Raw genomic sequence first — 13,550 nt, 5'->3', positions numbered from 1 at the left:
TAGAGATTACCCTCTTGTTCTTTATTTAAAACTTTTACATTTATACGAACTCAGTTACTCACGCTCTTTGACATTAATCGAACCTGTATTTGTGATCGCATAAACTTTTAAACGTGGAGAAGCCTCTTGGTTAGCAACAAAAGAAATATTCTTTTGAGCAAATTCCTTTTTCTCCTCAATCACTTCATATTCAGGTAAATGAACAGAATAGCCTCCAACATTTGTTTTTAATTTCGCCTCGACACGAACGTCATCAGGGAAACTTAAATGAATACTTCCTGTCGCTGCTTTCACATCCAAATAGCTAGGATCACTGAAAGGATCAAGATTATAGGTAATCGTCCCGTTCACCGTCTCTAAATCAGCGTCATGATATTTTCCGTCGATTGTGATTGTGCCATTGACCGTCTTGGCATCAATTAATTCAGCACTAGAAGACTTTAATTCAATCGCACCATTTACGGTCTCTGCATTCACTTTTTTCGCTTTTAAGTTCGAAAATTGAATCGGACCATTTAACGTATTCGCTTCAAATGAAGTCGTCGAAATCTTCTCACCTGATATTTGTCCGTTAAACGTATAAAACTTCACATGTTCAAATAATGTTTTCGGTACATAGACGATCGCTTTTACTTTCATCGTCTTTACTTTCGTATGGAATAAAAGCTTATTATCATCGACTAAAAAAGTCGTTTCTTGAAGAAGGACTTTTCTTGCTTCATCCGTATCTCGCACACGATAAATCTTCGCTTCACATTCAACACGCACATCAGGTTCATCCCACGGTCTCACATCTACCGTTCCATTCTCCAAAGATATATCCAGTGAATGCGGGGAAACATCACGATGTTGAAAAACATGGTTAATCACGGTCGAGGAACCAAAATTAAAATCTAAATCAAAGTCTTTAATCTTTTGGATCGCCGTATCAAAAAAGTCAGCTAGTTTATTATTGGACGAGCTTGATTGGGTTTGACGATGACGCTCACGATACTCTTCTCCAGCATCCCAATTCACATCTGTTGATAAAAATTGTCCTTTCGCTTCTGTTTTTGAGCTCGTTTCACTTAAACGTTCTGTCCCTTTCTGCTCCATCGCTTCTAATAAACGAATTCCTTCTTCAGCAGTAATTTTCCCATCTTCAATCATCTTTAAAATCATTTTTCTTTCTTCCATTTTTTACACTCCTTCGTTTTTTCGTACCCTTCGGTGAAAAATAGGCTATTAATAAGTGTTACGAAATGAGAAATCAAAATGTTTCATGATTTATACATTTTGCCATTCTTTTTTTTGTTCCTTCATTCTTTCTTGGTCGCGAATTAAAATCGGTTTTAAGTATTTCCCTGTATAAGAGCCTTCCACTTCCGCTACTTGTTCCGGTGTTCCTTCCGCAACTAGAGTTCCCCCTTTATCGCCACCTTCAGGACCAAGGTCAACGATATGATCGACCGTTTTAATAACATCTAAATTATGTTCAATGACGAGAACGGTATCGCCATTATCAACAAGACGATGAAGAACTTGGAGCAAACGGGAAATATCATCGACATGCAAACCAGTCGTTGGCTCATCTAAAATATAGATCGTTTTTCCTGTGGAACGCTTATGAAGCTGAGAAGCAAGCTTCACCCGTTGAGCTTCACCGCCTGAAAGGGTTGTCGCCGGCTGACCGAGACGAACATATCCAAGTCCGACATCTACTAATGTTTGGATTTTACGATTGATTTTAGGAATGTTGGCAAAAAAGTCAAGACCTTCTTCCACCGTCATTTCGAGCACATCAGCAATGGTCTTTCCTTTATAGGTTATTTCTAATGTTTCACGATTATATCTTTTTCCTTCACAAATTTCACATGGTACGTACACATCCGGTAAAAAATGCATTTCAATCTTAATGATACCGTCGCCTCGACAAGCTTCACAACGACCACCTTTCACATTAAAACTAAAGCGCCCCTTCTTATAACCACGAATTTTTGCTTCATTTGTGATCGCAAAAACGTCGCGAATATCATCAAAGACTCCCGTATAGGTCGCCGGGTTTGAACGTGGCGTCCGCCCGATTGGCGATTGATCAATCTCAATCACTTTATCAATATGACCTAATCCTTCTATTTCTTTATGCTGACCTGGTTTCGTTTTGGCACGATTTAACTTCTGAGCCAATGCTTTATACACAATTTCATTAATTAAAGTACTTTTTCCTGAACCTGAAACACCTGTTACCGCAATAAATTGACCAAGTGGAAAGTCGACCGACACATTTTGTAAGTTGTTTTCAGTCGCCTTTTTAACCTTTAAGTAACGGCCATCATGCTCTCGACGATTTTCAGGCAGCGGGATAAACTTCTTCCCGGATAAATATTGCCCTGTTAAGGAATTTTCATCATTCATAATTTCTTCAGGTGTTCCTTCAGCAATGATAAAACCACCATGAACCCCAGCACCAGGTCCAATATCAATAATATAGTCTGCCGCAAGCATTGTATCTTCATCATGCTCAACCACAATCAACGTATTCCCTAAGTTTCGCATGTATTCAAGTGTTTCAATTAAACGATCATTGTCTCGTTGATGTAAGCCAATTGAAGGCTCATCCAAAATATATAAAACGCCCATTAAAGAAGAACCAATTTGGGTGGCCAACCGAATCCGTTGAGCTTCTCCACCAGACAAGGAACCGGCCGAACGGCTTAATGACAAATAATCAAGCCCGACATTGTTTAAAAACCCTAAACGGTCCTCAATTTCTTTTAAAATTAACCTTGCAATCGCCTGATCTTTATCACTTAACTCTAAACCTTTAAAAAACCGTAACGCGTCCTTAACAGATAGAGAAGTAACTTGACCGATATGCTTCTCACCAACAAAAACAGCTAACATTTCTTTCTTTAAACGATACCCTTTACATGTAGGACAAGCTTTTTCCGCCATGTATCCTTCCATTTGTTCACGAACATAATCAGAGCTCGTATCATGATAACGTCTAGAAACATTGTTCACAACACCTTCAAATAAAATCTGATTTTCGCGTATTTGACCAAACTCATTTTCATAGCGGAAATAGATTTTTTCTTTGCCGCTACCGTACAATATTTTATCTAGCTGATGTTCAGGTAAATCATTAACCGGAGTATCCATATCAATGCCATAATGCTCACAAACTGATGCTAGTAGTTGTGGATAATACTGTGAACTAATCGATTCCCAAGGTGCAATTGCATTCTCATTTAAGGAACGAGAACGATCTGGGAGCACGAGTTCCAAATCGACCTCCAACTTTACCCCAAGTCCATCACATTTTGGGCATGCTCCAAACGGACTGTTAAAGGAAAACATTCTCGGTTCTAATTCTGGAATCGAAAAACCACACTCTGGGCATGCATGATGCTGGCTAAACAGCAATTCCTCCCCATCAATTACATCGACTAAAACCCGTCCATCAGCTAAACCGAGAGCCGTCTCTAGTGAATCTGCTAATCGAGATTCAATTCCTTCTTTTATGACAATCCGATCAATGACGACTTCAATCGTATGTTTTTTATTCTTTTCTAATTCAATGTCCTCCGCGACTTCACGCATTTCTCCATTGACTCGAACGCGAACATAACCTTGCTTTTTAATATCTTCAAAAATTTTGACATGTGTTCCTTTTCGTCCTGAAACAAGCGGAGCTAATATTTGCATCTTTGTCCGCTCAGGAAACTCTTTTAAACGGTCAACCATTTGCTGAATCGTTTGGGAAGATATCTCAACCCCATGCTTAGGACAAACAGGGTGTCCAATCCGGGCAAATAATAAGCGTAAATAATCAAAGACTTCCGTTACTGTACCGACCGTTGAACGTGGATTTTTGGACGTTGTTTTTTGATCAATAGAAATTGCAGGCGATAACCCCTCAATCGTATCAACATCCGGCTTATCCATCTGCCCAAGAAACTGCCTAGCATAGGCCGATAAGGATTCGACATATCGCCTTTGCCCCTCGGCATAAATCGTATCAAACGCTAACGACGATTTTCCTGAACCCGACAACCCTGTCAAAACGACTAATTTATCGCGCGGAATCGTCACATCGATATTTTTTAAATTATGAGAACGTGCCCCTTTTACCACTATGTTTTCTAATGCCATCGAATGTCACCCTTCCGCCTTCAATTCTAATATTAAATCCCGTAATTCAGCCGCTCGCTCAAACTGCAACGACTTCGCTGCTTCTTTCATTTCCTTTTCAAGGTTTGCGAGCATTTTTTCTTTATCTTTTTTACTTAATTTTATTTTTGGAGCATGGTCTTTATAGCTCTCTTCATCTTCTGCTACATGGGTTGCTTTAATAAGGTCTGGAATTTTCTTCTGAATCGTTGCCGGTGTTATACCATGCTTTTGATTAAATTCCTCTTGAATCGTACGTCTTCGTTTCGTTTCATCAAGGGCAATTTTCATTGAGTTAGTAATCTTATCGGCATACATAATAACACGACCATCGGCATTTCTTGCTGCTCGGCCAATCGTTTGAATTAACGAACGTTCCGATCGTAAAAAACCTTCCTTATCTGCATCTAAAATCGCCACTAGTGACACTTCTGGTATATCTAAACCTTCTCTTAATAAATTAATTCCAATTAAAACATCATAGGTTCCAAGGCGGAGCTGACGAATAATCTCAATTCGTTCCAATGTTTTCACTTCTGAATGAAGATAATTGACCTTTATTCCGAGCTCTTTCAAATAATCGGTTAAATCCTCAGACATCTTTTTCGTCAACGTCGTCACAAGCACCCGTTCATTTCGTTCCGTTCGTAAACGAATTTCTCCAATTAAATCATCAATTTGCCCTTGAATTGGGCGCACATCAATAATCGGATCCAATAATCCGGTTGGACGAATAATTTGCTCGACCATTTTCGGTGTATGCTCCATTTCATAAGGACCTGGAGTCGCTGAAACGTAAACAACTTGATTCATTTTCTTTTCAAATTCCTCAAATTTTAAAGGACGATTATCAAGGGCAGACGGAAGACGGAAACCATGATTAACGAGTACTTCTTTTCGAGCCCGGTCCCCGTTATACATTCCACGAACTTGTGGCACCGATACGTGAGATTCATCCATAATGATTAAAAAATCTTCTGGGAAAAAGTCGATCAATGTATAAGGTGTGACACCTGCTTCTCTTAAGGTTAAATGTCTTGAATAATTCTCAATTCCTGAGCAAAAACCCATTTCAGCCATCATTTCAATATCATATCTTGTCCGTTGTTCTATTCGTTGTGCTTCTAAAAGTTTTCCTTCCTCATGAAGTACTTTCAGACGTTCTTCCAGCTCTTTCTCGATATTAACAATCGCTTTTTTTAATTTTTCTTCACGGGTAACGAAGTGAGAAGCTGGAAAAATAGCGATATGATCTCGGTCGCCTTTGATTTCTCCTGTTAGAGCATCGACTTCGGTGATCCGATCAATTTCATCGCCAAAAAACTCGATACGAACGCATTGTTCATCTCTAGAAGCTGGAAAAATTTCAACCACATCTCCACGAACACGGAACGTCCCACGAGTGAAATTCAAATCATTTCGGTTATATTGAATATCAACTAAATTTCGCAATAACTCATTTCGTTCTATTTCTTGGCCTGTTCGTAAAGAAACAACCATTTCACGATATTCCTCAGGAGAACCTAAACCGTAAATACACGAGACACTGGCAATAATAATGACGTCATTTCTTTCTAATAATGCACTTGTTGCGGCGTGACGTAGTTTATCAATCTCATCATTAATACTCGCATCTTTCTCAATGTATGTATCAGAGGAAGGTACATACGCTTCTGGCTGATAATAATCATAATAACTGACAAAGTATTCGACTGCATTATTAGGAAAAAATTCTTTGAACTCACTATAAAGTTGACCCGCTAACGTTTTATTGTGGGCCATCACTAAGGTCGGTTTATTCACTTCTTGAATAACATTCGACATCGTGAATGTTTTCCCCGTTCCGGTAGCTCCCAATAATGTTTGATGTTTCTCTCCATTTTTAATCCCGTTCACGATAGTCTTTATCGCCTCAGGTTGATCCCCGTTAGGTTGATAAGCGGATATTAATTCGAATTTATTATCCAACGAAACTCCTCCTTTACGAACAAACGCTCTTACTATCAGTATACCATAATTTTCAATCATGTTCCTACTTTTAACGAACATATGTTGTCACATAATTTGTCTCTTTTCTTTATTCTTCCCTTTTTTACTTTGCTCAAACGAATTCCTTGTGAAGGAATAAGAAAAAGAGCCGTACTATGCGACTCTTCTACATTCCAGGCTTCTTTCTTAACACTTTTTGTGACAGCGATAACCCAACGATATATGAAACGATACTTAGCAATATAAGATACCACGGCATTTCGTGTACCTTCATCGCAAAAATTAAAATCATCCACGTAACAATGGTCGCTCCAACAAGACTAAAACTTACTCTTGTCAAAATGACCATTAATAGTAGTGGAGCAATTAAAACGAAACCCCATTCCATTATAAAAAACGAGCTCCTTTATTTTTGAATTTATAGTCGACAGGAGCAAAAATTGGTCAAATGACTGAATCCTGCAAAGTTTGTTCCGTTTTAACTAACAAAACGCCAAGTTGATGATGCTCTCCAACATAAAGAGCTCCTTGTGCAAAACGTACTTCTCCAGCATAATCAAGCACCTCTAATTTACAAAAGGCCGAGTTGGCTTGCAACGCTTTATAAAACTGATCTTGATTTTGGATCGGTCGTCCATTCACTTTTGAAATCGTTTCTCCGATCTGTAAGTCCATTTTCTCAGCAGGGCTTCCTGGTAACACACCTAAAATAAGACAACCTTCTTTAAGTTCCGTAAAATACTTTGAATGTTTATCTTCCTTTGATTGTAGAGAAGCAGTCAGCCATTCACGAGTTACCATCAAAAGAACAGCTGCGATAACGGCAACAATCGGAAAAAAATAACCAATAACGACAAAGATTATACTTCCCGTCGCTAAAAGGAGCGTTCTTCTCCCAATTAATTTAATCGCCAATTCCGGCAATGCCGACTTAATCACATATTGCAGCCCAAATAAGAATGGAACGATAACAGGTTGCAGCATCATTTCACCCACGGTAAGCACTGGCCAAAACTCGAACGTAGGTATAAGTCCATTTGGTATAAATAAAACGACCGGTACAATCCAAAGACGCTTTTGCTTATGGATCCCAATCCATTTTCCACGCTTACTTTTCTCTAACCGAGGGGACGTATATTTTCCACCATTTCTTAAAATTAAAAAACCTTCAACAAATAATAGTAGACTAAGTAGGGCAAAAACAGATGCAATCGACACGCCTGAAACCATTTCGTACATATCCGTTAAACTACTTGGCCCACTAACTAAAGGCTCTACAGCTAAAATAATAATCGTTAAGGCTAACACATTCACCGGGGTAATCCAGCGAATTTTTGTCGTAAGCGCCAAAAGGACATACAGCCCAGCTATAAGTACTAAAAAGGGTATGTTTACAATGATTCCAAGTGTGATTGTCACAAGCGAAATCAAAAGTCCCGCTAAAATGCTCGGCCAAAACGGAAGCACAAAATCTGCCATTCGACTATATACTCTCGTATGAAAGGACTGTCTCTCTTTTGATATTCTGTCATTTGCTACTAATAAAATAATGATTAAACCAATATACAAAAGTGGATTACTAAAAAAACTACCAAAGGCAATTCCAATCGTTTTTAGTATGTCGATAACCATAAATTCACGCCTCCAACTCTCATCTCTCTTTAAACATACCACAAACTTACAAATGAAAACAGATAATAGATAATAGAATTGAAAAAACGATAAAATATGACTGAATTTCTATTTTTATAAGTGATTATTTCCCGAAAAATAATAGATAAGGTCGAAGGGGAATTTCATTGAGTGGGCTTGATTAACTAGTCTGAGGTTATTCGTACTGTAGTTTGGTTAACTCGTGGATTTCATTACTTATTAACCTTTTTTCGCACCCTAATTCACCCAGCTCGGCTTTTCATTACCTATCCACACTATTTCGAACCCTAATCCCACCATTTCCATTTTTTCATTACTTATCCACACGGCGATTCACACTGCAAAAAAAAGACCGCTCAAAAGATCTAATAACCTTTTAAGACAGTCTCATTTACTTTTCTTTAGCTTATATAAACCATCTTCTGCTACATTCATTGTCAATCATAACTTTGATTAATGGTTATTTTTCTTCAATAATCAACTCGATTGCTTTTTGCAGTTGTTGATCGTTTTCTCTGTCACGGATTTGTTCGATGATTTGGCTTTGGATTTCCGCTGCTGTTTCTTCATCAATTTCTCCTGTGCTCTCAATTCCATTATCTTGTTGGAAAACTCTCACTGCCGCCTCGGTTTCTTCATCATAAAACCCGTCATCACGTGAAATATCGAAACCTAATCCCGTTAACATAATTTGTGCACTGCGAATTTGTTCATTTAACATTTCAAGCTTCAATGTTTCTTGTGCTGTTACTGGAGGAACGTAAAAATAGTCTGGCTGCATCACTTTCACCGTAGGCTCTACACCTTCTCCGTGAATGTCATTACCTGCCGATGTTAACCAACGGAATAAAGAAAGTTTTAATTGACTTCCATCTCCCATCGGAATCGTTTGCTGTACTGTTCCTTTTCCAAATGTTGTATCTCCCACAACGTCATAATCTCCCGCTTCAATTAAGGCACCCGCCAAAATTTCAGAGGCAGAAGCACTTGCTCCATCCGTTACCCCAACAATTGGATAAGGTTTTATTTCATTTAAAGAAGAAATATGACGTTCTTTTTGTCCTTGACGATTTTCAATTTGGACAATCGGTTCACCACCTGGGATAATCAAATCACCAATGTCTTCTACTGATTTTAAATATCCTCCAGGATTCCCACGTACATCAATTACTAAACCATCGATTCCATTAGCTTCTAATTCATTTAAAGCTTCTTCAAAACGTTCCGCTGTATCTACCGAAAAAGAGGATATGATGATGTAACCGATGTTTTTCCCATCTTGTTCAATCATCTCTCCAACAACCGTTTCAATCGGGATTTCATCACGGACGATTTTGAATTCAATTGGGTCATTAACACCCGGTCGCTCTACGGTCAAAGTAACCGTTGTTCCTTTTTCACCACGTATTTGTAAAACAGCTTCATTTAAAGAAAGACCTTCTATACTTTCGCCTTCAATTTGAACGATCTGATCATTTGGTTGCAATCCAGCTCTTTCTGCCGGTGAGTCTCGAATTGGTGCTACGATGGTTACTTTTCCATCAACCATGCTCACCTCTGCCCCAATTCCTTCAAAATGTGAATCTAGGGACTCTTCAAATTGGCGAGCCGTGTCTTGATCCATATAGTCCGAATAAGGGTCCTCTAAAGTTTCTAGCATCCCTTTAATGGCCCCTTCAACAAGTTCCGTTTGGTCCACTTCATCAATATATTGATCCTCAATAATTTGTAAAGCCAAGGCAAATTTCTCTAATAACTCTTGATCCGATAATTCAACTACTTCCTGCGTCCCGCCGCTACTATCCACTGTACTAGCGACTTCTTTCGTATTATTTAATTGAGGTGAATCAAGCGTAAAAAAGCTAACCGCCCCAATTGCTAACACAATACCTATAAGTAAATAAAACCAGCGCTTGTTGCCCACATGACCACTCCTAATTTATAATCAACAAATGAAATTACAACGACTTATAGCCGATTCTTTACACCTAAGTTTGTCCTATATTAACAGTTTATCATATGTAATCGCCCACGATAATATGTTGTTTTCCTTTCCCACCATTTTAGACAAAGCCATAAGTGAAGTCAAAAAGAATTCCATCAAAATCTTCGGGGAAAATCTTCCTGCTATATACATTCCCCTTACGCTTGAAAACCTAATTTTATATAAAAAAGCGAAAAAACCTCACAGCCAAAGGCTATAAGGTTTTAGAATCTACTTATCTGGGAATATAATTTAAAGGATTCACTGCGTTCGATTTGGCTTGATTCCAGCCACCTTCATGCACTTCAAAGTGAAGGTGAGGTCCTGTTGAATTCCCTGTGTTCCCCATCAAACCAATTTGCTGTCCACGTGAGACTGTGCTCCCTACACTAACATCCATACGCTCTAAGTGTGCGTAAAGAGTCGTGATTTGACGCCCATCGACAATATGGCTAATCATAATATAGTTTCCGTAACTATTTGAATACTGAGCCGTTATGACTTGTCCTGCTTCCGCCGCTACAATTGGAACATCTCCAGTACGACCATTTTTCCCAATATCAATGCCGTAATGCATACTTCCTCCAAAAGAACCACCAGGACCAAATGAACCACGGTATCCATATGTAGATGTTAGCGTCCCTGTTGCAGGTCTCATAAAGATTGTCCCTGATTCTGCCGGTGGAGGGCTTACCGTATTGGAGCCACCACCTGAACCGCCACCAGAATTTCCGCTGGAGCCCTGGCTACCACCTGAGCTTGGTGTTGAACTTGGTGTTGAGTTCGCCGCTGCAGTTTGTTCAGCTTCTCTCTTTTTACGTTCTTCCTCGGCTTTACGAGCTTCTTCTGCTTTACGGGCTTCCTCAGCCTTCCGAGCTTGTTCAGCTTCCCACTCTTGTAACTGTTGCTTAAGTGCAGCTTCTTGAGCTTTTAAAATTTGTTCTTCTTCTTCAAGATCAAGTAAATGATTATGTACATCGTCATGTTTGTTTTCCATTTGACCTAATAAACGATCTTTTTCGGCACGTTGTTCAGCTAGCTCTGCTTTTAAAGCTTCCAGTTCACTTAAATGACCTTCTAATGTCTTTAAGTTTTCTTCAACAGCTGCTTTTGATCTTTCAAGAGCTTCTTGGTCAGCGATATGAGCATCTAAAATATTACGATCTTGTTGAGCAACTAAAGTTAAAGCGGTCATTCGATCTAACAGGTCCCCAAAACTATTGGCTCCTAAAACCACCTCAAGGATATTAACATCCCCTCTTTGGTACATCGTTTTTGCTCTTTCTTTTAATAGCTCATCGCGCTCAGCAATACGCTCTTCTAATATTTGAATCTCTTCTTTTAAAGCTGCAATTTCAGCCTCAACTTCAAAGATTTCATTTTGCTTGTCACTTATTTTTTTGTTTGTATTAGCCGTTTTTTTATCAATTTCTTCCAGTTCATCGTTTAAACCGCTAATTTCTGCTTCTATTTCTTTTAATTCAGCTTCTTTTTCAGATGCCTCATTTTGTCTTTTATTTCTTTCCTCTTCCACTTCAGAAATTTGACTTTTGATCTCTTCATTTGCCTTGGCAGAAGGAGCAAAATAAGCTTGTCCTGCCAGAGCAGAGACGGCTACAACTGATGCAACCGTCAAATTTAAAAGCTTTCTTTTCATTCAACCGTTCCTCCTAAATATTCATTCTCTTTATACACGAGGCCCTTTCGTTTTACCGAGTCAGCTTTATACTTTTAAGAACTTACGCACAGACATTAAACTTCCCCATACTCCGACAACCGCTCCGACCCCGATAATGAGCACAGCAATTTGCCAAAGGAAGGCTGATGGTTCTAATAAGGAGAAATTCATCACTTGGAAAGTCGCATCATAATTTTGGAAAATGTAATTGTATCCAAAACCAATCACCAATACAGGAATTAATGATCCGATGACACCAAGTAACAACCCTTCCACAAAGAATGGCCATCTAATAAAACCGTTGGTAGCCCCAACTAGTTTCATAATTTTGATTTCTCGTTTTCTCGCAACAATTGTTAGTTTAATAGTATTAGCGATCAAGAAAATCGCTGTAAATAACATACCAACTACAAGAACAGCACCGATCACACGAATAAAATTAGTCACCGTAAATAGGTTCTCAATAATATCTTCACCGTAATTAACACTTTCAACATGAGTTAAACCTTCAATTTGAAGAGCTACTGGCTCCGTCAATTGAGGGGTTTCCGCTCTCACGACAAACACATCATTTAAAGGATTTTCTTCACGTAACGATTCAAATACGGCTCCGCTATCCATACTATCAATCAATTGATTAAGCCCTTCTTCTCTATCCACAAATGTTACGGACTCAACATGATTCAATGACTCTATTTCTTCTTTTAATTCGTTCTGATTTTCCTCCGTTGCCGTTAATTCAATATGGACACGGACTTCAACATTATCCTCAACAGAAGAAGTAATATGGTTAATGTTTAAAATCATTAAGAAAAACACACCGACGACAAATAACATAATCGTAACAGCACTAACCGATGCAAAAGTCATCCATCCATTACGAGCTAAGTTCTTTGTCCCTTCTTTTGCATGCCTTCCGAGGGTTCTAAGTTTCATAACCGTAGTTCCCCCTTACTTCATCACGAACAATACGACCAGACTCAATCGCAATTACACGTTTTTTAATCGTATTTACGATATCCTTATTGTGGGTCGCCATAATAATCGTTGTTCCTCGATGATTAATATCGTCTAATATATCCATGATTTCCCATGCGGTATCTGGATCTAAGTTTCCTGTTGGTTCATCAGCAATTAATAATTCAGGACTATTTACAATCGCACGTGCAATTGCCACCCGTTGCTGCTCTCCACCAGACAATTCTGATGGAAAAGAACGTGCTTTATTTTTTAATTGAACAATATCAAGGACATCCATCACTTTTCTTTTAATGACATCCCCGCTTTCTTCAATTACTTCTAGTGCATAAGCAATATTTTCATATACTGTTAACTGCTGTAATAGACGAAAGTCCTGGAAAACTACTCCTATTTTCCTTCTTATATATGGGACTTGTCTCTCTTTTATTTTTCCAATATTCGTATCTTCAATGAAAATTTCCCCTTTTGAAGGTTTTTCTTCGCGATACATCATTTTTATAAAAGTCGACTTACCTGCCCCACTTGGTCCGACTACATATACAAATTCACCTTTATCTATAGAAATGTTAATACCGTTGATGGCTTTAACATTATTTGGATAAGTTTTCCAAACGTCTTTCATTTTAATCATTGGCATATTATCACTTCCTTGCGCCCTAATTCCTTTTTAATTAACTCGCCTTTTAGACTGCGAACGCTTATTTTACTTCATTTTCCCACTATTTTCGAATGTTGAATTATGTAAAAATCACAACCTTTTTGAGATCATTTGTCATACTGCTTATCCATTATAACACTATTTAAAAACTCATGACTTAGGATTTTTATTACAATTTCATTTCAATACTCATCGTGAAAACGGATACAATTCAGTCGCCACTTACTCTCAAAATGTTCGCGAAAAAATCAGTATACTTATAAAAAATGCTCCCAATTGAGCAGTTTTAGCAAGACATCGTTAGGTCAAAATGAACATAGAACGGTCAAGTATTCCCATTTCTACCGGTCATTTAATTAAGGACTAACAGACTATTCTAGTTAAAAAGTCACACCGATTCCCCGTTATATGTATAGGTCTTTTCTATAGACGATATATGGCGAATAAGTGACACT

At 38.4% G+C, this 13,550-nt stretch carries 9 protein-coding genes; all 9 read right to left on the bottom strand.

Going from position 1 to position 13,550, the window contains the following annotated elements; genetic code table 11:
• Nucleotides 1–54: 54 nt before the first annotated feature.
• Nucleotides 55–1,176, bottom strand: coding sequence for a DUF4097 family beta strand repeat-containing protein (locus tag AA0017_RS00360; protein ID WP_413378436.1), 1,122 nt, complete (start codon nucleotides 1,174–1,176; stop codon nucleotides 55–57).
• Between the two features lie 90 nt (nucleotides 1,177–1,266).
• The gene (gene uvrA, locus AA0017_RS00355) at nucleotides 1,267–4,134 is read right to left on the bottom strand and encodes an excinuclease ABC subunit UvrA (RefSeq protein ID WP_413378434.1); all 2,868 of its coding nucleotides are present in this window, start codon (nucleotides 4,132–4,134) and stop codon (nucleotides 1,267–1,269) included.
• 6 nt (nucleotides 4,135–4,140) lie between these two features.
• On the bottom strand, nucleotides 4,141–6,120 hold the full coding sequence (gene uvrB / locus AA0017_RS00350) for an excinuclease ABC subunit UvrB (RefSeq protein ID WP_413378432.1): 1,980 nt from the start codon (nucleotides 6,118–6,120) through the stop codon (nucleotides 4,141–4,143).
• 187 nt (nucleotides 6,121–6,307) lie between these two features.
• Complete coding sequence (locus AA0017_RS00345) at nucleotides 6,308–6,529, bottom strand: DUF2198 family protein (RefSeq protein WP_413378430.1); 222 nt, start codon at nucleotides 6,527–6,529, stop codon at nucleotides 6,308–6,310.
• Nucleotides 6,530–6,585: 56 nt separating this feature from the next.
• Entirely contained in the window at nucleotides 6,586–7,773 is a 1,188-nt protein-coding gene (locus AA0017_RS00340; RefSeq protein WP_413378428.1) for a PDZ domain-containing protein, read from the bottom strand.
• Nucleotides 7,774–8,254: 481 nt separating this feature from the next.
• Complete coding sequence (locus AA0017_RS00335; protein WP_413378426.1) at nucleotides 8,255–9,718, bottom strand: S41 family peptidase; 1,464 nt, start codon at nucleotides 9,716–9,718, stop codon at nucleotides 8,255–8,257.
• A gap of 295 nt (nucleotides 9,719–10,013) precedes the next feature.
• The gene (locus AA0017_RS00330) at nucleotides 10,014–11,435 is read right to left on the bottom strand and encodes a murein hydrolase activator EnvC family protein (protein ID WP_413378424.1); all 1,422 of its coding nucleotides are present in this window, start codon (nucleotides 11,433–11,435) and stop codon (nucleotides 10,014–10,016) included.
• Nucleotides 11,436–11,501: 66 nt separating this feature from the next.
• Nucleotides 11,502–12,392 (bottom strand): permease-like cell division protein FtsX, encoded by an 891-nt coding sequence (gene ftsX / locus AA0017_RS00325; RefSeq protein ID WP_413378422.1) that lies wholly within the window; start codon nucleotides 12,390–12,392, stop codon nucleotides 11,502–11,504.
• Nucleotides 12,382–13,068, bottom strand: coding sequence for a cell division ATP-binding protein FtsE (ftsE, locus tag AA0017_RS00320; RefSeq protein WP_413382793.1), 687 nt, complete (start codon nucleotides 13,066–13,068; stop codon nucleotides 12,382–12,384). Before ftsE ends, ftsX begins: the two co-directional genes overlap by 11 nt.
• Between the last annotated feature and the right edge of the window lie 482 nt (nucleotides 13,069–13,550).

It is taken from the genome of Alkalihalobacillus phoenicis, from assembly GCF_047302405.1.
Lineage (GTDB): Bacteria > Bacillota > Bacilli > Bacillales > Bacillaceae_D > Alkalihalobacillus.
This window is presented reverse-complemented; position numbering and strand designations above follow the sequence as displayed.